Annotated in this window: 24 protein-coding genes; 13 read left to right on the forward strand and 11 right to left on the reverse strand. The window is 71.5% G+C overall.

Going from position 1 to position 24,213, the window contains the following annotated elements; genetic code table 11:
* Positions 1-170: 170 nt before the first annotated feature.
* Positions 171-692 carry a flavin reductase family protein gene (locus ABD333_RS02130; protein WP_344537139.1) on the reverse strand — a complete coding sequence of 174 codons (522 nt, stop codon included), beginning with the start codon at positions 690-692 and terminating at the stop codon, positions 171-173.
* 322 nt (positions 693-1,014) lie between these two features.
* Here ABD333_RS02130 and ABD333_RS02135 point away from each other — a divergent pair, with 322 nt between their 5' ends.
* The gene (locus ABD333_RS02135) at positions 1,015-2,187 is read left to right on the forward strand and encodes a thiolase C-terminal domain-containing protein (protein ID WP_344537141.1); all 1,173 of its coding nucleotides are present in this window, start codon (positions 1,015-1,017) and stop codon (positions 2,185-2,187) included.
* The gene (locus tag ABD333_RS02140; protein ID WP_344537143.1) at positions 2,184-2,597 is read left to right on the forward strand and encodes a Zn-ribbon domain-containing OB-fold protein; all 414 of its coding nucleotides are present in this window, start codon (positions 2,184-2,186) and stop codon (positions 2,595-2,597) included. Before ABD333_RS02135 ends, ABD333_RS02140 begins: the two co-directional genes overlap by 4 nt.
* On the opposite strand, the gene ABD333_RS02145 is transcribed toward ABD333_RS02140, so the two are convergent.
* From ABD333_RS02145 to ABD333_RS02170, 6 genes are all read right to left on the reverse strand, one after another.
* A complete protein-coding gene (locus ABD333_RS02145; protein ID WP_344537144.1) occupies positions 2,594-4,183 on the reverse strand; it encodes an AMP-binding protein in 1,590 nt (529 codons plus the stop codon). The genes ABD333_RS02140 and ABD333_RS02145 overlap by 4 nt on opposite strands.
* An 18-nt stretch (positions 4,184-4,201) precedes the next feature.
* A complete protein-coding gene (locus ABD333_RS02150; RefSeq protein WP_344537145.1) occupies positions 4,202-5,281 on the reverse strand; it encodes a phenylacetate--CoA ligase family protein in 1,080 nt (359 codons plus the stop codon).
* Positions 5,278-6,345, reverse strand: coding sequence for an LLM class flavin-dependent oxidoreductase (locus ABD333_RS02155; protein ID WP_344537146.1), 1,068 nt, complete (start codon positions 6,343-6,345; stop codon positions 5,278-5,280). Before ABD333_RS02155 ends, ABD333_RS02150 begins: the two co-directional genes overlap by 4 nt.
* Before the next feature lie 161 nt (positions 6,346-6,506).
* Positions 6,507-7,649, reverse strand: coding sequence for a lysylphosphatidylglycerol synthase transmembrane domain-containing protein (locus tag ABD333_RS02160; RefSeq protein ID WP_344537147.1), 1,143 nt, complete (start codon positions 7,647-7,649; stop codon positions 6,507-6,509).
* Positions 7,650-7,745: 96 nt separating this feature from the next.
* Positions 7,746-8,006, reverse strand: a complete 261-nt coding sequence (locus ABD333_RS02165; RefSeq protein WP_344537149.1) for a hypothetical protein — start codon at positions 8,004-8,006, stop codon at positions 7,746-7,748.
* 56 nt (positions 8,007-8,062) lie between these two features.
* Positions 8,063-9,610, reverse strand: coding sequence for an NHL repeat-containing protein (locus ABD333_RS02170; RefSeq protein WP_344537150.1), 1,548 nt, complete (start codon positions 9,608-9,610; stop codon positions 8,063-8,065).
* Between the two features lie 44 nt (positions 9,611-9,654).
* Here ABD333_RS02170 and ABD333_RS02175 point away from each other — a divergent pair, with 44 nt between their 5' ends.
* Positions 9,655-10,344 carry an HAD family hydrolase gene (locus tag ABD333_RS02175; protein ID WP_344537151.1) on the forward strand — a complete coding sequence of 230 codons (690 nt, stop codon included), beginning with the start codon at positions 9,655-9,657 and terminating at the stop codon, positions 10,342-10,344.
* Positions 10,345-10,422: 78 nt separating this feature from the next.
* On the opposite strand, the gene ABD333_RS02180 is transcribed toward ABD333_RS02175, so the two are convergent.
* From ABD333_RS02180 to ABD333_RS02190, 3 genes are all read right to left on the reverse strand, one after another.
* Positions 10,423-10,653 carry a hypothetical protein gene (locus ABD333_RS02180; protein WP_344537153.1) on the reverse strand — a complete coding sequence of 77 codons (231 nt, stop codon included), beginning with the start codon at positions 10,651-10,653 and terminating at the stop codon, positions 10,423-10,425.
* Between the two features lie 83 nt (positions 10,654-10,736).
* Positions 10,737-11,618, reverse strand: coding sequence for an SCO6745 family protein (locus ABD333_RS02185; protein ID WP_344537155.1), 882 nt, complete (start codon positions 11,616-11,618; stop codon positions 10,737-10,739).
* Between the two features lie 111 nt (positions 11,619-11,729).
* Complete coding sequence (locus ABD333_RS02190; protein ID WP_344537157.1) at positions 11,730-12,752, reverse strand: ferritin-like domain-containing protein; 1,023 nt, start codon at positions 12,750-12,752, stop codon at positions 11,730-11,732.
* A 216-nt stretch (positions 12,753-12,968) separates the two neighbouring features.
* On the opposite strand from ABD333_RS02190, the gene rimP reads away from it, so the two are divergent.
* The 9 genes from rimP to trhA all read left to right on the forward strand — a co-directional run bounded on the left by rimP (position 12,969) and on the right by trhA (position 22,048).
* Positions 12,969-13,613: a ribosome maturation factor RimP gene (gene rimP, locus ABD333_RS02195; protein WP_344537159.1), complete on the forward strand. Its 645-nt coding sequence runs from the start codon at positions 12,969-12,971 to the stop codon at positions 13,611-13,613.
* 25 nt (positions 13,614-13,638) lie between these two features.
* Positions 13,639-14,694: a transcription termination factor NusA gene (nusA, locus tag ABD333_RS02200; RefSeq protein WP_344538805.1), complete on the forward strand. Its 1,056-nt coding sequence runs from the start codon at positions 13,639-13,641 to the stop codon at positions 14,692-14,694.
* Between the two features lie 4 nt (positions 14,695-14,698).
* Positions 14,699-15,001, forward strand: a complete 303-nt coding sequence (locus tag ABD333_RS02205) for a YlxR family protein (RefSeq protein WP_344537161.1) — start codon at positions 14,699-14,701, stop codon at positions 14,999-15,001.
* Between the two features lie 110 nt (positions 15,002-15,111).
* Positions 15,112-18,195, forward strand: a complete 3,084-nt coding sequence (gene infB, locus ABD333_RS02210; RefSeq protein WP_344537162.1) for a translation initiation factor IF-2 — start codon at positions 15,112-15,114, stop codon at positions 18,193-18,195.
* A 193-nt stretch (positions 18,196-18,388) separates the two neighbouring features.
* Positions 18,389-18,685 (forward strand): DUF503 domain-containing protein, encoded by a 297-nt coding sequence (locus ABD333_RS02215; RefSeq protein WP_344537163.1) that lies wholly within the window; start codon positions 18,389-18,391, stop codon positions 18,683-18,685.
* Between the two features lie 48 nt (positions 18,686-18,733).
* Entirely contained in the window at positions 18,734-19,240 is a 507-nt protein-coding gene (gene rbfA / locus ABD333_RS02220; RefSeq protein WP_344537164.1) for a 30S ribosome-binding factor RbfA, read from the forward strand.
* On the forward strand, positions 19,237-20,361 hold the full coding sequence (locus ABD333_RS02225; RefSeq protein WP_344537165.1) for a DHH family phosphoesterase: 1,125 nt from the start codon (positions 19,237-19,239) through the stop codon (positions 20,359-20,361). Before rbfA ends, ABD333_RS02225 begins: the two co-directional genes overlap by 4 nt.
* The gene (gene truB, locus ABD333_RS02230) at positions 20,358-21,245 is read left to right on the forward strand and encodes a tRNA pseudouridine(55) synthase TruB (RefSeq protein ID WP_344537167.1); all 888 of its coding nucleotides are present in this window, start codon (positions 20,358-20,360) and stop codon (positions 21,243-21,245) included. The genes ABD333_RS02225 and truB overlap by 4 nt, the downstream gene beginning before the upstream one ends.
* Positions 21,246-21,361: 116 nt before the next feature.
* A complete protein-coding gene (gene trhA / locus ABD333_RS02235) occupies positions 21,362-22,048 on the forward strand; it encodes a PAQR family membrane homeostasis protein TrhA (RefSeq protein ID WP_344537168.1) in 687 nt (228 codons plus the stop codon).
* Positions 22,049-22,059: 11 nt separating this feature from the next.
* Here trhA and ABD333_RS02240 read toward each other — a convergent pair whose 3' ends face one another.
* The gene (locus tag ABD333_RS02240; RefSeq protein ID WP_344537170.1) at positions 22,060-23,004 is read right to left on the reverse strand and encodes an endonuclease/exonuclease/phosphatase family protein; all 945 of its coding nucleotides are present in this window, start codon (positions 23,002-23,004) and stop codon (positions 22,060-22,062) included.
* 206 nt (positions 23,005-23,210) lie between these two features.
* On the opposite strand from ABD333_RS02240, the gene ABD333_RS02245 reads away from it, so the two are divergent.
* Positions 23,211-24,158, forward strand: coding sequence for a bifunctional riboflavin kinase/FAD synthetase (locus tag ABD333_RS02245; protein WP_344538807.1), 948 nt, complete (start codon positions 23,211-23,213; stop codon positions 24,156-24,158).
* The last annotated feature ends 55 nt before the right edge of the window (positions 24,159-24,213 follow it).

Raw genomic sequence — 24,213 nt, forward strand, 5'->3', positions numbered from 1 at the left:
CTACCTGAGCCGGAGCGAGCGCCAGCGAAGCTTCGCGCGAAGATCGCGAAGCGATGTCGCACTCGCCGCTTTTGCGGTTCGGGTCCGAGCCGCTAGGCGAGGGCCCGAGGCCGCGAAAGCCAATAAACACAGCCGCTAGGCGAGGGCCCGAGGCCGCGAAAGCAATCAACTCAGCCGTCGAAACGTCCGTAGCCGCCTTTGTAGAAGAGCAGCGGGTCTCCGTCGTGGTGTTTGTCGAGGTGGTGCACGCGGGCCACGACGATGACGTGGTCGCCGGCGACGTACTCGCTCTCGACCGCGCATTCGATCCAGGCCAGGGCGCCCTCGATGACCGGGCTGCCGTTCGGTGACTCGGTCCAGTCGATGTTGGCGAACTTGTCGCCGCCCTTGATGGCCAGTTGCTTGCAGACTTCCAGCTGGGGCTCGCTGAGGATGTTGATGCACAGCCGGTCGGCGCCGCGCAGGAGCGGCCAGGTCGTGCTGGTGTGCGCGACGCAGAAGGCCACCAGGGGAGGCTCCAGCGAGACCGAGGTGAAGGAGTTGGCGGCCAGCCCGGTGGGACGGCCGGATTCGGTGTCGATCGCCGTGATGGCGACCACCCCGGTGGCGAACCGGCCCAGCACCGAGCGGAACCTGGCGCCGTCGATGTCGGTCACCGGGGCTCCGGTGGACCCGTTGGGGGATCCCTGCATGCGGCCTTCCACTCCCTGGCCCGAGGGGCGATGGGCGGAGTCACGCACGGCGGCTGCGGTCGCTCCGTCTGCCATGTGATCCGGCCCTTCTCTTAGCCAAGCGCTTGCTTGGACGATAGGGCGGCGCGGTTCCGGGTGTCAAGCCGGGCCGGGTCTCCCGTCGTCCACAGCCATTCAAAGGCACAGCTCGTCCGGTTGATTCCGATCGGGGGCGATATCGGTCCAAAGTCCTGCCGCGACCTAGGTCGCTGGACCGAGCTCGCCGCCGTTCAGTACACTCGGTGGCGAGCGGCCAAGCGCTTGCTCGGCTAGGGAGGGTGCGGTGAGCTTTCGTGACCGGGCGGCGATCGCCGGGGTCGGCTACACCCCGTTCAGCAAGGACTCCGGCGTCTCGACGCTGACGCTGGCGGTCGACGCGATCCTCGCGGCGCTGGACGACGCGGGCCTGACCGTGGACGACGTGGACGCGCTCGCCACGCACCGGGTCGGCGACTCGACGCCGCCATGGGTGGTGGCGCCCGCGCTCGGGGTGCCCGAGGTGTCGTGGTACCTCGACCAGTTCGGCGGCGGCAGCGTCTCGCACTCGGTCGTCGGGCAGGCGGCCATGGCGGTCGCGGCCGGGGTCGCCGAGACCGTGGTGTGCTACCGGGCCGTCAACGCGCGTTCGGAGTTCCGGATGGGCGGTACGGGACGGGCCCCGGCGCCGATCTTCGACGTGCAGTACCAGGCGCCGTACGGGTACTTCGCGCCGCCGCAGCAGTTCGCGATGTACACGCGGGCGCACATGAACGCCTACGGCACCACGCACGAGCAGCTCGGCCGGATCGCGGTCCAGCAGCGGGCCAGCGCGGTGAAGAACCCGCGGGCGCTCAAGCGCGACCCGATCACGCTCGACGACTACCTCGCCTCCCGCTGGATCGCCGAGCCGCTGCGGCTGCTCGACTGCTGCCTGGAGACCGACGGCTCCTGCGCCGTCGTCGTGACCTCGCGCGAACGCGCCCGCGACCTCAGGCACACGCCCGTGCTCGTCTCGGGCGCGGCGTGGGGCGGCGGAGACTCCTTCTTCTCCGGAGCCGGGAGCGCGCCCTACGGGACGGATTTCACGGTGACCGAGGCCGCCCGGATGGCCCCGCGTCTCTACAAGATGGCGGGCGTCGGCCCCGGCGACATCGACGTGGCGGAGCTCTACGACTGCTTCACCTATTCGGTGCTGGTGCAGCTTGAGGACTACGGCTTCTGCGAGAAGGGCGAAGGCGGGCCGTTCGTGGAGAGCGGCGCCACGGCCCCGGACGGCGCCCTTCCGGTCAACACGCACGGCGGCTTCCTTTCCGAGGGCTACGTGCACGGCATCAACCACATAGCCGAAGCCGTCGCGCAGCTTCGCGGCGACGCCGGCGACCGTCAGGTGGACGGAGCCGAGGTCGCCCTGTCGACCGCGCAGCCCGGCTATGTCCTCGCCGGTACGTCGGCCCTGATCCTGAGGAGCGACACGTGAGTCTGGTCCAGCGGCCTCGACCCGAAGTCGACCGTGACTCGACGCCCTGGTGGGATGCGGTGCGACGGCACGAGCTGACGGTGCAGCGCTGCGAGGAGTGCGGCGCGCTGCGCTTCCCCGCCCGCGCGATCTGCAACCGCTGCCGGTGCCGGGTGTACGAGTGGGTGCCCGTCCAGGGAACGGCGACCGTCTACAGCTGGATCGTCAACCACCAGGTCTTCATGCGGTCGATGGCCGACGAGGTGCCGTTCCCCGTGCTGCTCGTCCGGCTGGACGAGGGCGACGACCTGCTGATGTACGGCAACCTCGCCGAGGGGGAGACCGTGGAGCCCGCTCCCGGCCTCCCCGTCGAGGCGGTGTTCGTGGACGTGGACGACGAGACGACCGTGATCCACTGGCGGCCCCGCTAGGACGCGGCGGCCTCGGCCCGGGCGTGCAGGGCGAGCTTGTCGATCTTGCCGTTCACGTTCACCGGCAGGGCGTCCACGAGGATCACCTTCCGGGGCACCTTGTAGTTGGACATGTTGTCCTTGGCCCAGGCGATGACCGTGTCGGGGGCGAGGTCCGTGCCGGGCCGGGCGACGACGTACGCCCAGCCCACCTCGCCCAGCCGGTCGTCCGGCACGCCGATCACGGCGGCCTGGGCGACGCCGGGACAGCGCAGCAGGAGCCCCTCGATCTCGGCCGGGTAGGCGTTGAAGCCGGAGACGATGAACATCTCCTTCTTGCGGTCCACGATGGCGACGTTGCCCGCGTCGTCGAGCGTGCCGATGTCGCCGGTGTGCAGCCAGCCGTCGGCGTCCACCGCCTCGGCCGTCCGCTCCGGGTCCCGCCAGTAGCCGCGCATGACCCCGTACCCGCCGACGAGGATCTCGCCCGGCTCGCCGACAGGCAGGTCCTTGCCCTCCTCGTCCACGATCCGCACGGTGACGCCAGGCACGGCGCGGCCGGTCGAACCGGCGATGACCTCGACCGGATCCTCCGGACGGGTCATCGAGACGACGGTGCCCTCCATGAGGCCGTAGGCGTTGATCATCCGTTCGATGCCGACCCGGCCGACCAGCCGCCGGATCAGTTCGGGCGGCACGGCTGCCGCCCCGCAGATGAGCACGCGCAGGGACGAGACGTCCCGGCCCTCCAGCTCGTCCAGGATCTTGAAGAACATCGGCGGCGCTCCCGCCAGCACGCTGATCCGGTTGCGTTCGATGAGGTCCATCAGCTCACCGGGCTGGAACAACGCGACCGGCATCATCACGGCGCGGCGCAGCACGCAGGCCAGCAGCCCGGCGTTGATCCCGAACCCGTGGGAGAACGGCGCGATGATCGGATAGCGGTCGCCCTCCCGCAGGGTGACGAGCTCCGCCCAGTCCCAGTAGCCGCGCAGCAGCTGGACGTGGTGCAGCATCACGCCCTTCGGCGTGCCCGTGGTGCCCGACGTCGCCATGATCTCGGCGAGGTCGTCCGGGCCGACCGAGAGCGCCCGTTCCTCGGCCGCCTCGGGAGACACCGCTTCCCCGCCGGCGAGGAACTCCTGCCACGACAGCACGCCCGGACGGGTGCCGGACGGGCCGTTCTCCAGGACGACGGTGTGCCCGAGTTCGGGGAGGTCGGCGCCGTCCAGCATGGCGAGGTACGAGGTGTCCATGAAGCCCTCGGCGACCAGCAGCACCTTGGCGCCGACCTTGCGGAGCAGGTCGGCGGCCTCGATGCCCTTGAACCGCGTGGACAGCGGCGTGATGATCGCGCCCGCGTCCCAGATCCCGTACGCGGCGACCACCCAGCCGGGCGTGTTGGGCGCCCAGACCGCGACCCGGTCGCCCCGCGCGACGCCGAGCGCCATCAGGCCGCGCGCGACCTCGGACGCCGCGTGCGCCAGCCCGGCCAGCGTGAGCCGGGTGTCGCCCGCGACGACGACCTCGGCGTCCCCGTGGTTCGCCGCCTGGTCCCGCAACATCCGCGGGATCGTTCCCCAGCCGGGCACCGGCTGCAGATCCATCACGCCTCCCCGGGGTAGCTAGGCCAGATGCGCGCGGTCGCGGCCGAGGTGGTGGCCGCGCTCGTCGGTGACGGTGCCGGGCCGCCTCTCCTCGGCGACGTCCGGCTCGATGACGACGTCGATGGAGACGGGCGTGAGCGCGTAGAGGGCCTGGACGATCCGCGACTTCCACATCGGGTTCTTGACCAGGGAGTCCCGGCCGAACGTGACGTGCAGAGCGGCGGCGTCCAGCGTGCCCTCGCGCGTGACCCGCAGCTCCCAGTGGGTGACGCCGTCGATGCGGGTGAGCGCTGCCGCCACCTTCGGGATCGACAACCAGCGGCCCCTGACCAGGATGTGCTCGCCGGCGGTATGGGCCGGAGCGGGCACGCCCTGCTCGCCGCCGGAGAGCCGTACGACCTGACCGGTGCGCAGGGTGGCGTCACCCAGGGTGGAGTGCCAGGCCGGCGTGACGATGAGCTCGGCCGGTCCTTCGGCGTACGGGGCGTCCAGCGCGGCGTCCTTGTCCACCGGCGCGAGGCCGAGCAACCCCTCGCGGACCGGGGTGTACGTGGCGTCGGCGGCGGCGCGCTGCGCGATCGGCACCCCGAAGAACGGGTCGGCGTACAGTTCCCGCACCGACGCCTCGAACTCCGAGGCCAGCTGCGCATAGGTGCTGGGGGACGGGATCTCACCGACGAGCAGGATGTGCCGCAGTTCCAGATCGAGCGGGTCGAGCAGGAACTCCAGGTGCAGTCGCGCCAGGAAATCCATCGCCCCGGTCGGGGTGATGACCAGCGTGGTGGCGCGTACCTTCTCCAGGGCGGTGTGCAGGCGCATCCGCCCGCGCGCCCCGACCGACGCCGCGGCCTGGGCGACCTCGGCCGCAGCCTGCGCCATCAGCGACCCGGTGGGCTCGCCGTCGTTGTTCAGCGCGACGACGACGCGGTCGGACTCGCCGATCCCCGCCGCGCGCAACGTCGCAGCCGTCAGGTCGAGCGCGGCCGTGCGGTCTGCGGCGGCGAGCGGGGCGACCAGGTCGCCCTCAGGGGACACGTGCAGCAGGCCCGCGGAGGCGCGCCCGGCCGGGAAGGTGTCCCGCGTGATCCAGGAGGTCACTTCACGACCTCCCGCATGAAGAGCTTCATCGAGTCGCACACGTGCTCGTGGGAGAGCCCGCCGACCTGGGCCTGGAGGATGAGGTCGGTCGCCCCCGCGGCCTGGATGCGCTCGACGGCCTTGCGCGAGCCCTCCACGTCGTCGATCACGACCATGTGCTGGTCCCGCAGGATCGCCATGGCCTCGTCGGGCGGCATGCCGACGGCCTGCTGGCCGAGGACGCGGTGGGTGGCGTGCCGGGCGTCGGTGTAGTCCGGTGGGGCGACCAGGTTGATCTGGCGCCGCAGGTACCACAGCACCGCGTCGGCGGCGGTGTCGACCGCCTCCTGCTGGCTGGGCGCCACGTACCAGGGGATCATCAGCGCGATCCGCCGCGACTCGGGGTCGAAGCCGTTGTCGGCCAGGCACCGCTTGTACTTGGCGATGTCCTCGGCGACGTCGTCGAGCCCCTTGAGCATCGTCATACCGAGCAGGTTGTAGCCCTGCTTGGCCGCCGCCAGGTAACCCTCCAGCGAGGTGGAGGCCACCCACACCGGCGGGTGCGGCTCCTGGACCGGACGGGGATAGACCGCGACGTTCGGGATCTCGAAATGGTCGCTGGAACGGGTGATCGGCTCGCCGTCGGCGTTCCAGATCGCCAGCACCGCCTCCAGCGACTCCTCCCACAGCCGGCGCGACTGCTCGAAGGGCTTCTGGAAGGCCTGGTACTCCAGCGGGGAGGCGCCGCGCCCGGTGCCGAACTCGACCCGGCCATTGCTGATCACGTCCAGCGTGGCGACCCGTTCGGCGGTCCGGATCGGGGACTGGAACGGCAGCAGCACCACGCCGAGCCCGAGGTGGATCCGCTGGGTGCGCTGCGAGATGCCCGCCAGCACCAGGTCCGGCGCGGAGGAGTGCGAGAAGCCCCGGGTGAAGTGGTGTTCCACGAACCAGGCGGTGTCGAAGCCGAGTTCGTCGGCCAGGACGACCTGGTCCATGACGTTCTCGAACGCCCGCCGTTCGACGTCGCGGGACCGCCCGCGCACCTCGAGTTCGTAGCCAAGGCTGACCCGTAGGGACGTCATCGCGCCTCCGGTGATTGATGGTGCTGCACTGCCGAAATTGTGACCAAGCGCTCGCTTGGGAGATTAGCAGCAGGGGCCCACGGCAACAAGTCACCGGCAGGGGAGCGAACGGACGTCAGGAAGCCGCGCGTCAAAAACCGCGCGTTAGGAGCCGTGCGTCGTCAGGGGTTGCGCGGCTGGGCCCTGGGAGCGGGAGCCACGGTGTAGGGCGTGATGAACGCGACGGACGTGAGACCCGCCATCGCGGCGCGTCCGGCCGCGGCGAGCTGCAGCCGGGTGCGCTCGGACAGCCGCGGCCCCTCCTGCAAGGCGGCCCAGGCCAGCCAGCCGATCGTCACGACGGCCCAGTAGGAGGCCAGCCGGTAGAGACCGACCGCGGCGCCCGCGGGAGTCAGGGTCGCGCCGAACGCGACGAGCGACGCGGCCATGCTGCTCTCGATCGCGCCGATGCCGCCCGGGAGCAGTGGCAGCAGGCTGCCCGCCGCCTGCGCGGCGAAGTAGGCCAGCGTCACACCGTGCGGGGCGACGTCGATGCCGACGGCACGGGCCGCCGCGATCAGCGCCAGGATGTCGAACGCCCAGTTGAGCGTCGCCAGCATGACGAGCGCGGCCCAGTCCCGGCGGGACGGCCGCAGCACGTCCCGGCCCTCACGCAGCCGGTCGGCGTACGGCGCGACCCGTCGATGGGCCAGAATCATGCCGCCGATCCGGCGAAGCGACAGGACGAGCCTGGTGCGCGTCCCGCGATGGCGGCAGAGCGCCAGGAGTACGAGCGCCAGCGCGACCGGCACGGACAGCGCCATCAGCGCCGGGCCGCGGGCACGCGGATCGGCGAGCAGAGCGAGCAGTCCGATGACGGTGTACGCGCCGGTGGTGATGATCCCGCCGACGAGGATGACCGCCGTAGCGAGCTGGGACGAGGCGCCGGCACGCCGGAACTGGCGGAACGTGTAGACGACGCTCACCGCGGGCCCGGCCGGAAGGGTGGTCGACAAGGCGTTGCCCGCGTACGTCACGGCGAACGCCCGGCGCAGCGACATCCGCGTTCCGCCGATCCTGAGCAGGCGGCGCTGCAACCTCGCGAAGGCGGCCATAGAACCCGCCGAGGCGAGGACGACGAGCACCAGCCACACGGGATCGGCCGTTCGTGCCGCCGTCCACATGGCGCCGAGATCGGGAAGGCGGTCGCGGAGGGCGACCAGGAAGGCGACGGCGAGCGCGACCATCACGAGCTGGACAACGAGCCCCCGATGCCGCCTCAGCCAGGAGCCCGCCGCTGCGGGTGACGTGATGGTCTCGGCCATGATCCGGTCACCTCGCAAGCTCGCTCGCTCAGGGCAACCCCCGTACAGAGAAAGGCATTCCCTCTCTAAAGGATCAGAACCGAAAAGTGATGCCCGTCACGTCGTCCGGTCGTCCTCCTCGTGGAGGGCGGCCTCCTCCGCCGGCTCCTCGGGCGGCGGGAACGGCCCGGATCCGCGCCGGCTCGTCTCGCGCTCGTAGTCGGCGATGCCGATCTCACCGCCGTTCTCGTCCTCCGAGCTCCTGGGCGGCGGGCGGTCGGTGTACTCCTCGGCGAGCGCGATGTCGTCGACCTGCTCGTCATCGCCCATGTCGTCGCGGTTGTCGCGCGGGTCGCGCTCGGGCATGTAGTCGCTCATGGCCCCCTCCATGGTCGCCTCTGTCGTGGAAGGGGCCCTTCCCGGAGCGAACGGACTTACGCGCGATCCCGGACGGCGACCAGGCCGCCGACGACGCCGACGTAGGCGGTGCCGTCCGGGCCGAGCGTGATCGGCGCCCAGTTGTTGTCGAACCATTTCCCGGTGCCGGTCAGGACCTTGTAGACCGTCCGGCCCGTGTGCGCGTCGACCGCCGTGAAGTACCAGGCGTCGATGAGGTCCTTACGGGGCTCCTTCACGTACAGGTAGACCAGCCCGTTGGGCACCGAGGCCTTGGCGACGGTCGAGGGCGAGTGCTCCCTGCTCTCCCAGACGGTGCGGCAGCCCCTGCCTCCGGGCGCGACGTCCACGCGGCTCACCCCGCCGGCGTTCGAGCCGCCCGGCGGCAGTTCGAAGAAGTTGCGGTAGCCGTAGTTGTTCTCGACGAACAGGCTGTTCCCGTACCCGATCAGCGAGTTGTCGGTCGCGCTCGCCCCGCTGCGGAAGACCGGGATCTGGCAGACGAGCCCGCCGTCCACGCGGCGCCGCACGATGACGTGCATCCGGTCGTCGGCGTTGTCGGTGATCGCCACGTACTCGTCACCGAAGAAGGTCGGCGTGGTCCCCGAGCCCTGGTCGATCTGGCCGGGCTTGCGCCCGCTGCCCCGGTCATAGGCCCTGCGCCAGAGCACCCTGGGTGTGCCGTCCGCGGCGGCCCGCATCCGGTAGAGCGCGTGGTCGGAGACGATCGACACCCCGTCCTCGGCGGCGGCGAAGGAGTTCTGGATGCCCTCGCCTTCCAGCCGCACCTTCCTGACAACACCCGAGGCAGGGTTGATCGTCCCTATTCGCCCGTTGCGTGTGATCCACCAGATCAGGCCCGTCCAGTCCGGTCCAACGGCGGTGATCGGGTCGCATTCACCCCTCGGCCAGGGGTTGGTCCACGTCGCGCAGTCGTGCGGCAGGTGCCCGCGCAGATCCCAGTCGTCGGTCACCGTGAAGCGCCACCTGCCGTCCGGCCCCTTGCCATGGGCGAAGCGCCGCACATGGAAGGCCGAGTCGGCGAGCACCACCCGATCCTGTGGGTCGAGGTAGTAGTAGGCCCCGCCAGAGGTGTCGGTGAGCACCTTGTCCAGGTTCCCCGAGAAGACTGCCTGGACGGTGGACGGCCGCTGTGGCAGTTCGTACGTGGCCAGATCCTTCAGCGTCTTCGGATCGATCAGGCGCAGCGTGAACGTCTGGCCGCGCGTGCACTGCGCGACGATGAGACCGGTCCGCTTGGCGAACGTCACGGTCGAGCACAGGCCCGGCAGAAGCCCGCCGCCCTTGGCTTCCGAACGCACCCGCGGATCGCGCCCCAGCGGCCCCTTGAACGGATAGGTGTCGGACGCGTAGCTGTCGGCGTGCATCGACGACAGCCCCACCGGACCCTGATGGGGATTCGCCGGAATCGGACGTCCGGGCAGCGGCCTGGGCGTGGCGGGTGCGCCGACGTAGGCGGGGAGTAGCCCCTTCCCGGGTCCGTCCGGCACGGGCCCGGCGTTCGCGGGGAGGGCGGTCCCGAGGGCGAACGCGCCGAGCGCGCCCGCGATCAACCTGCGTCGCATACAGGGATCATCGGGGTGTCGCACTCGATGGTTACCATCCGGGCATGACCGTTGAGGCTGTGATCTTCGACTGGGGCGGCACGCTGACTCCCTGGCACGACGTCGAACTCCCCGACATCTGGCGGCGGATCTGTGCCGCGCACCTGGACGCCGACCAGGTCGAACGGGCCGCCACCGCGCTCGTCGAGGCCGAGCTCGAACTCTGGCGGCGCGGCAAGGACGAACACCGCAGCGCGACGATCGACGAGCTGTACGCGCTGGCGGGGGTCGAGGCGACGGAGGCCGTCCTCGCCACCCATTACGAGACGTGGACGCCGCACACCTTCATCGATCCCGCCGCGCCGCCGCTCCTGCGCGAGCTGCGCGGGCGCGGCATCAAGGTGGGCGTCCTGTCCAACACGATGTGGTCACGCGAGTGGCACGAGCGCATCTTCGAACGGGACGGAGTGCTCGGCCTCCTCGACGGCGCCGTCTACTCCAGTGAGATCCCCTGGACCAAGCCGCACGCCAAGGCCTTCCGGGCCGCCATGGACGTCGTCGGCGCCACCGACCCGTCCCGCTGCGTCTTCGTGGGCGACCGCCCGTACGACGACATCCACGGCGCGAAGTCCACGGGCATGCGAGCCGTCCTGATCCCCAACAGCACCGTCCCCGCCTGGGAGACCGCGGTCCCCGACGCCACGATCGAGCGCCTCGCCGATCTCCTAGCCCACGTCGACGCCTGGACCCGCTGAACGACCCGTGCCCTGAACGGTTCAGGGCCGGGACCCCACTGGAGTCCCGGCCCCGAACCCCGATCGATCTTCCCGGTGCTAGCTCCCGGCCTTGGCCTTGATGGCGTCGAGCTGGCTGGCGGCGGCTCCGAGCAACTGGCTCACGTCCGCCCGGAGGCTGGCCAGATCGGCCCGGGCGCTCGCGGCCTCGTCCTTGGCCCGCCGGGCCTGGCGGCGGGCCTCGTCGCGTTCGGCGGCGAGCTGGGCCAGTTGCGCCTGGTAGGCGGCGCGCAGCTCGGACAGGGTTCCGGCGTCGTGCATGACGGTCATGTGGTCTGGTTCCTCCCCCAAGTGGTTCCAGTGCCTACAAACCGGACTAACGTGCACCGTCAGGCACAGAGTTCCCTTTAGTCTCAGCGGGCGGGCCCTTGGACTTTGCCGATGCCGAGGGTGTTGCTGGCGGGCAGCAGGCCTGTTTCCAGGTTGGCGATGAGGATGGGCAGGGTGAGTTCGGCGAGGCGGTCGGCCTTGTCCTTGCCGAGGGCCTCCCACGGGGCGATGGCCAGGTCGTCGGTGCGGCGTTCGACGGAGTCGCGCAGCTCCCGGCCCTTGGCGGTGGCCTGCCCGGCGGCGTCGATCAAGCCGCGTGAGGCGAGCCGGTCCTGGGCGGCCTGCCATTCCTCGTCGGTCCACCCGCGGCTGGCGAACGTCTCGACGGGCGCCGCGCCGATCGCGGCGAACGAGACGAGGGCCTCGGCGGGGTCCAGCCCCTCGGTGAGCAGGGCCGCGACGTGGCCGTCCCCGCGGTGTTCGCGGAGGAGGTTGATCGCGTGCCAGAGCACGAGGTGCGGCTCGTCCGGCCAGGGCAGATCGGCGTTGGCGGCGGCGATCGGACGGCCCGCGGTGTTCGCCGCCTCGGCCGCCGCGCGGGCCAGCTCCGCGGCCTCGGCGATCTCCGGGCCGTCGAACCTGTCGCCCGGGAGGGCACGGTACATCCGGTCCACTGCGCGCAGCCGGGCGGCAAGGATCCGGTCGGGCGCGGCGACCGACCAGGCGGCGGGCACGTGCTCGGCGACCATGCGCGGGCTGAAACTGTAGAACGCGGCTGCGACCTGCTCGGGCCCGGCGGCGCCGAACGGTGCCGAACGCCACGCGAAATAGCTCGGCCACCGCACCTTGGTCTCGAAACCGAGCGCCTCGGCCTCGGCGAACACCTCCGGCGCGTACCAGAACAACGCGTGAACCGGCTCAAGCTGGTGCCACATGTGCCGCGCGAAACCCGGGTCCATGGTCATCGTCCGCTCCTTCGTCCGGTCGGAGTTCAATCCGGTTGGATCAAGCCAACCGCGCCCGATCTATTAGCACAAGTGCGACTTTGTGTGGGACACCTCGTAGTATCGCTTAAGTCATGCGCCGGGTCGCGGCTTGGGAGCGAGAGCCGAGGCGGGCAGGCCGGGGAAAGCGGCGTGGCTCACGGGCATGCCCGCCGTCGCCCGCCACCGGTCGGCGCGGATCATGGCCTCCTGCGCGGCGCGGGCGGCCTGATCGCGGAGCTCGGCGTCCTGGGCTCCGGAGAGGCCCACATAGGCCACGGTGAGATCGTCTTCGAGCCTGACGGCGAGCTGCGCGGCGCTGCGGGTGGACGTCACGCGCACGGGCAGCCTGTAGGCCGCCGCTGCGGCCACCGGCTTGGCCTGGCGGGCGGTGAGGAGCGCCATCAGGGCGTCACGCTGAACGCGATGGGCGTTCCAGTACGCCTGCGCCGTCTCGTGCGGGCCGCCGGTGATCCGTGAACCCAGGACGCCGTAGCCGTAGACGGCCGCATGCTCAGTGGCCAGCGCCGACTGCAGTGCCCGCAGGGTGAGTCCCCGGGCGGGCGGCAGGGCGGCGCCAGGAGGCGGAGCGGTCTTCTTTGCGGCGCCGGATGCACCGGAATGCCCTGCGGCGCAGGCGCCGATGGAGGCGAGCAGCTGGGCGAGCCCGGGAGCCGACTTGCCCGCGTCCGCTGCGTACCTGGCGGCGATCCGCGCCTCAGCGGTGCGCAGGCTCGCCAGAGCCTGGGACGGGCTGCCGGGCACCTGCTGCCGCCCTGCGGCAGGCGTGGTGGCCCCGCCGCTCACCTGCTCGCCGTTCGCCTGCTTGCCGGACCCTGGCACGTGGTGCCGTCGCAGCACCGCCAGGTGTTCACGGTGATGGGCGATGGCCGGATCGACCTGCTCGGCCAGGGAAGCGTGGGCGCCGCGAGCGGCCTCGTACCGCGCGATCAGATCCTGCTCGGCCGCGATGGCTGCCGACAGCACGGCGACGTCCGGGCCGGGCGCCGCGGCGCGCGGCGCGCCGCCGCCGGAGCATCCCCACAGGGCCGGGAGGGCGAGCAGGGCCGTGCCGCCCAGGACGGCCCGGCGTGACGGCCCGGGGCCTGCTGGCAAGGGTGTCTCCTCACCGAGGGTCGCGGGGCCCGTGGTCGCCCCCAGAAACATGGTGATCGCGGCCCGCGGCGAGTCATCCGTCCATCAGGCCAGCTCAAGCATTCCATACCCGGCGCGCCGGTGAGCTCTCCGAAAGACCGCTGAGGTGTCCGGCTGTCGATAGTCTTGAGGAGACAACGGACACGCGACGGTTTCAGAACTACATGAGGAGGTCCCATGAGCGTCGACTCAGGCGGTGGCAGCGCTCAGCGGAGCTCCGACGGCCGGCCGTCCCGCGATCAGGCCGTCAGCGCGCTCACCGCGCTGCTGGAGCCCGCGGTGGCACGGGCGGGCTTCGATCTGGAAGAGGTCGACGTACGCCCCGCCGGACGGCGCCGCCTGGTCAGGATCGTCGTGGACGCCGACGGCGGGGTGAGCCTCGACGACGTCGCCACGATCAGCCAGACGGCGTCCGGCCTCCTCGACGGCTCCGACCTCATGGGCACGTCGCCGTACGTGCTCGAAGTGACCTCGCCCGGCGTGGACCGGCCGCTCACCGAGCCACGGCACTGGCGCCGCGCCGTCGGCCGGCTGGTCGTGGCGCCCCTCACCGCGGGCGGCCAGATCGAGGGCCGCGTGGTGGAGGCCGACGAGACGGCGGTCGTCCTCGACGTCGCCGCCAAGGGCAAGGCCAAGGGCAAGGGCGGCCCCAACGGCCCGAAGACGACCAGACGCCGGTTCGGCCTCGACGAGCTGGGACGCGGCCGCGTGCAGGTGGAGTTCCGCCGCCACGGCGACGCGGCCGACGAGAGCGACACGGCCGATTCCGGCGAACCCGCCGACGAGGCCGGCGAAACGCGTTCTCCGGCTGAGCCGGACTAGAGGGGGGAACCTCGTGGACATCGACATGACCGCCCTGCGGAGCCTCGAAAGCGAGAAGGACATCTCGCTCGAGGTCGCCGTCAAGGCGATCGAAGACGCGCTGCTGATCGCCTACCACCGGACGGAGGGGGCCGCTCCCAAGGCGAGGGTCGAACTGGACCGCGCCACCGGGCACGTGACGGTGTGGGCGACCGAGACCGACGACGAGGGCACCGAGGTCCGGGAATACGACGACACCCCCGAAGGTTTCAGTCGTATCGCCGCGACCACGGCCAAGCAGGTCATCCTGCAGAAGCTGCGGGACGCCGAGGACGAACTCACGTTCGGCGAGTACGCCGGGCGCGAGGGCGACATCGTCTCGGGGATCATCCAGCAGGGCAAGGATCCGCGGAACGTGCTGGTCGACCTCGGCAAGATCGAGGCGATCCTGCCGCCGCAGGAGCAGGTGCCGGGCGAGTCCTACGAGCACGGCGAGCGCCTCCGGGCGTACGTGGTGCAGGTCCGCAAGGGCCACCGCGGCCCATCGGTGCAGCTTTCCCGGACCCACCCCAACCTCGTGCGCAAGCTGTTCGCGCTGGAGGTCCCGGAGATCGCCGACGGCACCGTGGAGATCGCGGCCATCGCGCGCGAGGCCGGCCACCGCACCAAGATCGCGGTCCGGTCGCGCAAGCAGGGCGTCAACGCCAAGGGCGCCTGCATCGGCCCGCTGGGCAGCCGCGTCCGCAACGTGATGCACGAACTGCACGGAGAGAAGATCGACATTGTGGACTGGTCGGACGAGCCGGCCGAGTTCGTCGGGAACGCGCTGTCCCCGGCCCGCGTCAGCAGCGTCGAGGTCGTCGACGCCGACGCCCGGGTGGCCCGGGTGATCGTGCCGGACTACCAGCTCTCGCTGGCGATCGGCAAGGAGGGCCAGAACGCCCGCCTCGCCGCCCGGCTGACCGGCTGGCGCATCGACATCCGGTCCGACACCGAGCAGCCGGCCACGCCTTCCACCTCGAAGGTTGCGGAGTCCGGCGAAACAGGATCAACTACATCAGGAGACCATGCGACAGGTCCTGCCGACGCCTCGGCGCGGTAGACTCATGTCATATGGCCGGGCGGTTCCACGACGCACGTGCGTGGGCTGCCGGGTTAGCACGGCCAAGTCCGACTTGCTGCGCCTCGTGGTGGTCGAGGGTGTCGTCACCCCTGACCCCCGCGGGCGGCTGCCGGGACGAGGTGCCTATGTGCACCACGACCTGGCGTGTCTTGAGCTCGCAGAGCGTCGTCGGGCGTTCCCCCGGGCCTTCCGCCTGACGGGGCCGCTCGACACTAGCGTGCTTCGGGACCGGCTTGCGGCACTCGCCGCACAGCAGCAGGATGGCCGAACGGTAAGCGACGTCTAGTCGGAGAGCAGGTCGAGATTGCGATGAGCGCTCGATGAGCACGCCGAAATGAGTACGGCAAGTTAGCTACGGTCCGGAGGCCCCACCCCCGGACCGAGACAGGGAGTGCAGTGGCCAAGGTCCGGGTTTACGAACTCGCCAAAGAGTTCGGTGTTGAGAGCAAGGTCGTCATGGCCAAGCTCCAAGAGATGGGCGAGTTCGTACGGTCGGCGTCCTCGACGATAGAGGCGCCGGTAGTTCGCAGACTCACCGAAGCTTTCCAGAATTCAGGGTCCGCCAAGCCGGCGGACAAGCGTGGCGCGTCCAAGAAGCCATCGGCTCCGCGTCCCGCCGCCCCCCGCCCGGCCCCCGCCAACAGCGGTGGCGCCGGTACGGCGGCGGCCCCCAAGCCGGCGGCCCCCCGCCCGCCCGCGCCCAAGCCGGGCCCGGCGGCACCCGCCGCGCCCGCCGCGCCGGCGGTCCCGTCCGTGCCCTCGACGGGTGGTCCCAAGCCGGGCCCGCGCCCCGCGCCGGGTCCCGTTCCGCCCGCCCCGAGCACGCCGGTGCAGCCGCCCGCCGCGGCCCAGGGCCCGAGTGCCCCGCCGGCCCGTGACACGGGCCAGCGTCAGGGCGGTCAAGGTGGGCAGGGTGGTCAAGGTGGCCAGGGCGGTCCCCGCGGTCCCAAGCCGGGCCCGCGGCCCGGTCCCCGCCAGGCCGGCGGTGGCGGCGGTGGCCGTCCCGGTGCGCCGCGCCCGGGCAACAACCCCTTCAGCTCGACCAACACCGGCATGGGCCAGGCGCCCAAGCCGGGTCCCCGTCCGGGCCCGCGTCCGGACGGTGAGCGCCCGCAGCGTGACGACCGTCCGCCGCGCGACGACCGTCCCCGTGGCGACCGTCCCGGTGGGCCGCGTCCCGCGGCGCCCGGCGGCCGTGGTCCCGGTGGTCCGGGTGGCCCCGGCGGCCCGCGTCCGGGCGGTGGCGGCCCCGGCGGTCCGCGTCCGGGCGGTCCGCGTCCGAGCCCGATGAGCATGCCGTCCTCGCGGCCGTCCAGCAGCCCCGGCGGTGGTCCGGGCGGTCGTGGCGGTCCCGGCGGCGGCGGCCGTGGCGGCCCCGGCGGCCGTCCCGGTGGCGGCGGCGGTGGCGGTCGTGGCGGCCCCGGCGGTCGTCCCGGTGGCGGTGGCGGCGGCTTCGGCGGCCCGCGCACCGGCACGGGCGGCGGTCCGGGTGGTCGTCCCGGTGGCGGTGGCTTCGGCCCCCGTCCGGGTGGCGGCGGCCGTGGCCGCGGCGGTACGCAGGGTGCCTTCGGGCGTCCGGGCGGCCGGCCGACCCGTGGCCGCAAGTCCAAGCGGGCGCGTCGTCAAGAGTTCGAGAACATGCAGGCTCCCGCCGCCGGTGGCATTTCCGCGCCGCGCGGCAACGGCAAGACCATCCGGCTGCCCCAGGGCGCCACGCTGACCGACTTCGCGGAGAAGGTCGGCGCCAACCCGGCGTCGCTCGTCGCGATCATGATGCACCTCGGCAAGATGGTCACCGCCACCCAGTCGGTCGACGCCGACGACCTGCAGCTGCTCGGTGCCGAGCTCGACTTCGACGTGCAGGTGGTCAGTCCCGAGGACGAGGACCGCGCGCTGCTGGAGTCGTTCGACATCGAGTACGGCGAGGACGAGGGCGGCGAGGAGAACCTCCAGGCCCGGCCGCCGGTCGTGACCGTCATGGGTCACGTCGACCACGGTAAGACCCGGCTGCTGGACGCCATCCGCAACGCCAACGTCGTGGCCGGCGAGGCCGGCGGCATCACCCAGCACATCGGCGCCTACCAGGTCCAGACCGTCGTCGACGGCGAGGACCGCAAGATCACCTTCATCGACACCCCGGGTCACGAGGCGTTCACCGCCATGCGTGCCCGCGGTGCCGACACCACCGACCTGGTGGTGCTGGTGGTCGCGGCCGACGACGGTGTCAAGCCGCAGACGACCGAGGCGATCGACCACGCCACGGCGGCCGGGGTGCCGATCGTGGTGGCGGTCAACAAGATCGACAAGGAGGGGGCCGACCCCAACCGGGTGCGCGCCCAGCTCACCGAGTACGGCCTGGTGGCCGAGGAGTTCGGTGGCACGACGCAGTTCGTCGACGTGTCCGCCCGCGAGGGCATCAACATCGACGGTCTGCTGGAGGCGGTCGTGCTGACCGCCGACGCCGAGCTCGACCTCAAGGCCAACCCCGACATGCCCGCCCAGGGGTCGGCCATCGAGGCCCACCTCGACAAGGGCCGGGGCGCCGTGGCGACCGTGCTGGTCCAGCGCGGCACGCTGCGGGTCGGCGACTCGATCGTCTGTGGTGTGGCCCACGGCCGCGTCCGGGCGATGCTCGACGAGAACCTCCAGCCGATCGATGAGGCTCCGCCGTCGCGTCCGGTCGAGGTGCTCGGCCTGACCGCGGTGCCCGGCGCCGGCGACAACTTCCTGGTCGTCGACGACGACCGGGTGGCCCGCCAGATCGCCGACAAGCGGACCGCGCGCAAGCGCAACGCCGAGCTGCTGCGCAGCCGCAAGAGCAGCTCCCTTGAGGAGCTGTTCAAGGACCTGGAGCGCGGCGAGCGGGACGAGCTGCTGCTCATCCTCAAGGGCGACGTGTCCGGCTCGGTGGAGGCGCTGGAGGACTCGCTGCTCAAGATCGACGTGGGCGAGGAGGTCAGCCTGCGCGTCATCCGCCGCGGCGTCGGCGCGATCACGCAGGACGACGTCAACCTGTCGCTGGCGTCCGAGGGCGCGGTCATCATCGGCTTCAACGTGCGTCCCGAGCGGAACGCGCAGGAGCTGGCCGACCGCGAGGGCGTCGACATCCGGTACTACTCGGTCATCTACCAGGCGATCGAGGAGATCGAGGCGGCCCTCAAGGGCATGCTCAAGCCGGAGTTCGAGGAGGCCCAGCTCGGCACCGCCGAGGTCCGCGAGCTGTTCAAGGTGCCCAAGATCGGCAACGTCGCCGGATCGATGGTCACCTCGGGCCTCATCCAGCGCAACGCCAAGGCGCGCCTCGTCCGCGACGGCGTCGTGGTCTCCGACAACCTCACGGTGTCGTCGCTGCGCCGCTTCAAGGATGACGCCACCGAGGTCCGCGAGGGCTTCGAGTGCGGTATCGGTGTCGGCTACAACGACATCAAGATCGGCGACGTCATCGAGTGCTTCGAGATGCGGGAGAAGCCCCGCGACTAGTCGCACCCTGGTCCGCGTGCGCGGATCCTGAGAAAAAGCACATGACATGACGCCAGGTGGAAGGCATAACCTGGCGTCATGTCATGTCGGGGGGCTGACGGCGGTTCGCTCTGCGCGCAAGACGCGGGCAGGGGAACACACGAGGCCGCCGTCTTCGTTCCATCATCGAGACCTACCTGAGGTGACCACCTAGGTGTACGTGGGTGCGCTGACACTCGACCTGCTGCTGGGCGACGTCCATTCGCTCAAGCAGAAACGCGCGGTCATCCGGCCGATCATCGCCGAGGTGCACAAGCGCTTCCCGGCGGTCGCGGTCGCCGAGACCGGGAACAACGAGCTGTACCGGCGGGCCGAGCTCGGGATCGCGGTCGTCGCCGCGACCCCGGCCAACGCCACCCGGGTGCTCGACCAGTGCGAGCGGCTGGTGGCCGGCCGCCCGGAGATCGAACTGCTGTCGGCGCGGCAGCGGCTGTTCAACGACGAAGACTGATCCGGCGAGGTCCGCACCTCGCGAGGACCATAGAAAAGGAGTGCGATCATGGTGGACGCAGCTCGGGCTCGTAAGCTCGCGGACCGCATCCAGCAGATCGTGGCCGAGATGCTGGAGCGGCGGATCAAGGACCCGCGGCTCGGCTTCGTGACCGTGACCGACACCCGGATCACCAACGACCTGCGCGACGCCACCGTCTACTACACGGTGTACGGCTCGGACGGCGAGCGCGCGGAGACCGCGGCGGCTTTGGAGAGCGCCAAGGGGATCATTCGCACCGAGGTCGGCAGGAAGACCGGGATCCGGCACACGCCGAGCATCACCTTCGTCCTGGACTCGCTCATGGAGAACGCCGCGCACATCGACGATCTCCTGGCCAAGGCGCGCGCCCGGGACGAGGAGGTCGCCAAGGCAGCCCAGGGCGCGGCCCCGGCTGGTGACGCCAACCCCTACCGCACCGACGAGGACGACGAGGACGACGAGCCCGGCGAGTCCGGCGAGGTTGACGAAACGGGCGGCGACCGGCGCGGCGAAGCGGGACACTCGTCACTGTGAGTGAGCCGGCGGGCCGTGGTGTCGCCTGGGTCGCGGAGCGGGACCTGGGCGACGAGGGAGGCCACGAGGCCGGTCCGGAGGCGAACGGGGGGACTGTGAGCGCTGGCGAGACCCTGGGGCGCGGGCTGGAGTGGGGCCGGGCGCTGCAGCTGATCGAGGCGGCCGACGAGATCTGCCTGGCCTGCCATGTGGCCCCGGACGGGGACGCGCTCGGCTCGATGCTGGCGCTCGCCCAGGCCCTGCGCGACCTGGGCAAGCGCTGTCACGCCTCGTTCGGCCAGCCGTTCGCGGTGCCGGCGAGCCTGCGTTTCCTGCCCGGCCAGGACCTGCTGGTCGAGCCCGGCGGCATGCCGCCGGCCCCGGCCTTGATGATCACGCTGGACGCGGCCGGCGCGGACCGCCTGGGCCCGCTGGCCGACAACGCCGCGCGGGCCGACGAGCTGATCGTCGTCGACCACCACGCGTCCAACACCGGTTTTGGCGGCGTGCGCCTGGTCGACCCGGACGCCGCCGCCACCTCGGTCCTCGTGGACGAGCTGATCCGGCGGCTGGGCGTGCGGCTCACCAGTGACATCGCGCTCGGCCTCTACGCCGGGCTGGCCAGCGACACCGGCTCGTTCAAGTACCCCTGCACGACCCCGCAGGTGCACGAGCTCGCCGCGCGGCTGATCGACGCCGGCGTGCGCCCCGACGCGGTCGGCCACGAGCTGTGGGACCGCGCGCCCTTCGGCTACCTGCAGGTGCTCGCGGGCGCGCTGGGCCGGGCCCGGCTCGAACGCGACGCGGCGGGCGGCCTCGGCCTGGTCTGGACGGTGATCACCCGTGCCGACCGGGAGGCCCAGGGCGTGCCGTACGACCAGCTCGAAGGCGTGATCGACCAGCTGCGCCGGGCCGACGAGGCCGAGGTCGCGGTGGTGCTCAAGGAGACCGACGAGGGCGACTGGTACGTCTCGACCCGTTCCAAGGGGCGGGTGGACGTGGGCCGGGCCTGCGTCGAACTGGGCGGCGGCGGGCACCGCCTCGCCGCGGCCTTCAGCACGGCGGACGAGCCCGCCGACACGATCGACCGGTTGCGCGCCGTGCTGCGCGGCCCCCTCACCGACGCGGAGATCAGCGCGTGACCACCACCCCCTCCCCTTCTTCAGGGCTGGTCATCGTCGACAAGCCCGCCGGCTGGACGTCGCACGACGTGGTCGGCAAGCTGCGCCGGCTGGCCGGGACCCGCCGGGTCGGCCACGCCGGGACCCTCGATCCGATGGCGACCGGGGTGCTGGTCGTCGGCGTCGACAAGGCGACCCGCCTTCTCGGCCACCTCGCGCTCACCGAGAAGGGCTACGACGGCACGATCCGGCTTGGCCAGTCCACCAACACCGACGACGCCGAGGGCGAGATCACCGCGACGGCGTCCGCGGCCGGGGTGGACGACGCCGCGCTGCGGTCGGGGATCGCCGCCCTGACCGGTGTGATACGGCAGGTGCCGCCCCAGGTCAGCGCCATCAAGGTGAACGGCGAGCGCGCGTACAAGATGGCTCGCAAGGGCGAGGAGGTCGAGCTCAAGGCGCGGCCCGTCACGATCCACGACTTCGGCGTGCTGGAGGTGCGGCGCCACGGCGACCTGATCGACGTGGACGTCTCCATCACCTGCTCGTCCGGCACCTACATCCGCGCCCTGGCCCGCGATCTCGGTGCCATGCTCGGCACCGGCGGCCACCTCACGGCACTGCGCCGCACCCGTGTCGGCCCGTACGATCTGGGCATGGCCCGTACGATCGAGCGGCTCGGCGAGGAGCTGACGATCCTCCCGATGGCCGAGGCGGTCGCCGCGGCCTTCCCCCGGCGTGAGGTCTCCGCCGACGACGCCCGCAAGGTCATGCACGGCGGCAAGCTCCCCGCCGCGGGACTGGGGCCGGGTCCGGTCGGCGTCTTCGGCCCCGACGGCACGCTGCTGGCACTGGTGGAGGAGCAGGGCAAGGCCGCCAAGCCCCTTGCCGTCTTCGTCCCGTAACCTCGCGAGAAGGCGGCCAATACGGCGTGGTAAGGCTCACGCGCTGAAATGGGTGCGTTCCAACCTACGCTTGCGTAACCTACGGGAACGTAGGTTTGATAGCGGAGGAGGTGTCCATGGCCACGGCGTCACACCAGACAGCGTCATCCCCGCCCCCGGAGGTCCCGTCGCCGACCAAGCCCCGGCTACGGGGCTGGCTGCACATCGGCGCTTTTCCCGCCGTGCTCGCCGCCGGTCTCGTGCTGGTCGCCCTGGGGCCGACGCTCCAGGCGCGGTTGTCCTCGGCGGTGTACGTCGCGATGTCGGGACTGCTGTTCGGGGTCTCCGGGACGTACCACCGGCAGAGCTCCAACCGGATGATCGAGGTACTGCGCCGGTTCGACCACGCCAACATCTATCTGATCATCGCCGGGACCTACACGCCCTTCGCGGTGCTCGCGCTGGACGGGACGGGCCGGATCGCGGTGCTGGCCGTGGTGTGGACCGGCGCGATCGCGGGAGTGGTCTTCCGGACCACCTGGGTCGGGGCGCCGCGCTGGCTGTACGTCTCGCTCTACATCGTGCTCGGCTGGGTGGCGGTGCTGTTCGTGCCGCAGTTCCTGTCAGGCGCCGGCGTCGCCGCTTGTGCGCTGGTGGCGCTCGGTGGCGTCGCCTACAGCGTGGGCGGCGTGGTCTACGGGTTGCGGCGGCCCAATCCCTCGCCGCGCTGGTTCGGCTTCCACGAGGTGTTCCACGCCTGCACGCTCGCCGCGTACGTCATGCAGTACATCGCGGTCTCTCTGGTCGTCTACCAGTCGGCCTAGACGACTGCGTGTCAAAGGCGGAAGTCGGCTTGGACGGCGTGATGGTCGCTGCCCGGAGTCGCCACGGTCGCGGCGTTCACGGCGTCCAAGCCCGCGTAGAGGATGTGGTCGGGCCTGGTGAGGGGGAATCCGCCTGGCCAGGTGAAGCCCATGCCGGAGCCTGCGGTCTCGTGGGCCTCGCGCAGCGGCGGCACGAGTTCGCCGAGCTTGCGGTCGGTCGTGGCCGTGTTGAGGTCGCCCAGCAGCAGGATTCGCTTGGAACGGTCGGCGCGGAGGGTGGAGGACAGCCGGTGCATCGTGGCGTCGCGCTTGCTCGTGTAGCCCGGCCGGGCCGAGGCCAGGTGCGCCACGTACGTGGTGATGTCGCCCTTGGGCGTCACCAGGGTCGCGCGCATCGCGCGGGTCCAGCCCATGTCCAGATCGACCGGCTCGGCGTCGCGGATGGGGAAACGGCTCCAGATGCCGACGGTGCCCTTCACCGCGTGGTGCGGGAAGGCCGTGTCCAGGCTCTCGGGGTAGGAGCCGCGCGAGAGCTCGACGAGCGCGAGCACGTCCGCGCGGGTCGACAGCAGCGCGGCGGCGGTGGCGGCCGGCGTGCGGTTGCCCGCGTACATGTTCTGGCCGATCACCCGCAGGTCGTACGGGCCTCCGGGTGCGGAACGCAGGAACGCGCCGCCGAACATCAGCGACCAGACGAGCGCGGGCAGGAGGACGGCGGCCAGCCCCGGCCACCAGGCTCGGCGCACGGCCGCGATCACGGCCAGGGGCAGGACCAGCAGGCCCAGCCAGGGGAGCGCGGTATCCAGAAGGGTGCCCGGGCCTCCCGGAACGGCGCGGTGACCGGTCAGCACGGCCGCCAGAACGCACGAGGCCAGCGAGACGAGGAGGCCACGCCGGGGTTCCCGTTCGGTGTGCTCCTCGTCACCACGCACGCCGATCTCGGTCTGCAGGGTCACCTCGCCGAAGCTACCCGCGCGGCCGAAGTGCCCAGAACGGCGCCGATTGCGAAGGGGAAGGCGCTACCGGCGAGTAGACTTGTGGGGCCGCTGCCGATGGTGCGCGCTCGGGGGACGGGCGTGCGAGGGCAACCCCCTCGGTCGTGACGTCACGCGGCGCATGGCAGTCTGTGAGGCGACAGAACGTCCAACGCAGGGAGATCATGGTGCGGCGCTGGCACGGCCTCGACGAGGTTCCCGCCGACTGGGGCAGATCGGTGATCACCATCGGCGTCTTCGACGGCGTTCACCGCGGCCACCAGCGCATCGTGGGCCGCGCCGCCGAGCTGGCCCGCCAGCGGGGCCTGCGGTCCGTTGTGATCACCTTCGACCCGCACCCCGACGAGGTCGTGCGGCCGGGGACGCATCCGCCCCTGCTGAGCTCCACCAAGCGCCGGATCGAGCTGCTGGAGGGCCTCGGCACCGACGCGGTGGTCGTCGTCCCGTTCACTCTGGAGCTGTCCAAGGTGGGGCCGGACGAGTTCGTCCAGTCGGTGCTCGTCGACCGGCTGCACGCGGCGCACGTCATCGTCGGCGAGGACTTCCGCTTCGGCCACAAGGCCAAGGGCGACGTCGCGCTGCTGACCGAGCTCGGTGAGAAGTACGACTTCACCGCCGAGGGCGTGCCCCTGGTGGCGAACGGCGACAAGATCTCCTCCACCGGCATCCGGGCGCTGCTGGAGAGCGGCGCGGTCGAGGAGGCCTGCCACGCGCTCGGGCGCCCCCACCGCGTCGAGGGCGTCGTGGTCCGCGGCCACCAGCGCGGACGGCAGCTCGGCTTCCCGACCGCCAACCTGGAGACGCTCCCGCACACCGCGATCCCCGCCGACGGCGTCTACGCCGGCTGGCTCGTCTGCGACTCCGACCGGTACCCGGCGTTCCGCTGGCCCGCGGCGATCTCCATCGGCACCAACCCGACGTTCGAAGGCGCGGGGGAGCGGACCGTCGAGGCCTACGCGCTGGACCGTGACGATCTCGACCTCTACGGCGAGCACATGGCGGTGGACTTCGAGGTCCGCATCCGCGACACGCTCAAGTTCGAGTCGATCGAGGCCCTGATCGAGGAGATGCACCGCGACGTGGACCGCGCCAGGGAGATCACTTCCGGCCGCTGATCACGGTCCGTTCCGCTCCGTCACGGGGCGCCTTTCGGACGTGGTACGGTGAATA

It is taken from the genome of Actinomadura fulvescens (genome assembly GCF_039533225.1).
GTDB classification, from domain to species: Bacteria; Actinomycetota; Actinomycetes; order Streptosporangiales; family Streptosporangiaceae; genus Spirillospora; species Spirillospora fulvescens.

Bases quoted from the DNA above. Each gene is read 5' to 3' on its own strand.
- nusA (WP_344538805.1), top strand. From the start codon at position 13,639: ATGACCGCCCTGCGGAGCCTCGAAAGCGAGAAGGACATCTCGCTCGAG.
- ABD333_RS02145 (WP_344537144.1), bottom strand. From the start codon at position 4,183: ATGGATCTGCAGCCGGTGCCCGGCTGGGGAACGATCCCGCGGATGTTG.
- ABD333_RS02205 (WP_344537161.1), top strand. From the start codon at position 14,699: ATGTCATATGGCCGGGCGGTTCCACGACGCACGTGCGTGGGCTGCCGG.
- ABD333_RS02170 (WP_344537150.1), bottom strand. From the start codon at position 9,610: ATGCGACGCAGGTTGATCGCGGGCGCGCTCGGCGCGTTCGCCCTCGGG.
- ABD333_RS02155 (WP_344537146.1), bottom strand. From the start codon at position 6,345: ATGACGTCCCTACGGGTCAGCCTTGGCTACGAACTCGAGGTGCGCGGG.
- rimP (WP_344537159.1), top strand. From the start codon at position 12,969: ATGAGCGTCGACTCAGGCGGTGGCAGCGCTCAGCGGAGCTCCGACGGC.
- ABD333_RS02165 (WP_344537149.1), bottom strand. From the start codon at position 8,006: ATGAGCGACTACATGCCCGAGCGCGACCCGCGCGACAACCGCGACGAC.
- ABD333_RS02160 (WP_344537147.1), bottom strand. From the start codon at position 7,649: ATGGCCGAGACCATCACGTCACCCGCAGCGGCGGGCTCCTGGCTGAGG.
- trhA (WP_344537168.1), top strand. From the start codon at position 21,362: ATGGCCACGGCGTCACACCAGACAGCGTCATCCCCGCCCCCGGAGGTC.
- ABD333_RS02130 (WP_344537139.1), bottom strand. From the start codon at position 692: ATGCAGGGATCCCCCAACGGGTCCACCGGAGCCCCGGTGACCGACATC.
- ABD333_RS02185 (WP_344537155.1), bottom strand. From the start codon at position 11,618: ATGACCATGGACCCGGGTTTCGCGCGGCACATGTGGCACCAGCTTGAG.
- ABD333_RS02175 (WP_344537151.1), top strand. From the start codon at position 9,655: ATGACCGTTGAGGCTGTGATCTTCGACTGGGGCGGCACGCTGACTCCC.
- ABD333_RS02180 (WP_344537153.1), bottom strand. From the start codon at position 10,653: ATGACCGTCATGCACGACGCCGGAACCCTGTCCGAGCTGCGCGCCGCC.
- rbfA (WP_344537164.1), top strand. From the start codon at position 18,734: ATGGTGGACGCAGCTCGGGCTCGTAAGCTCGCGGACCGCATCCAGCAG.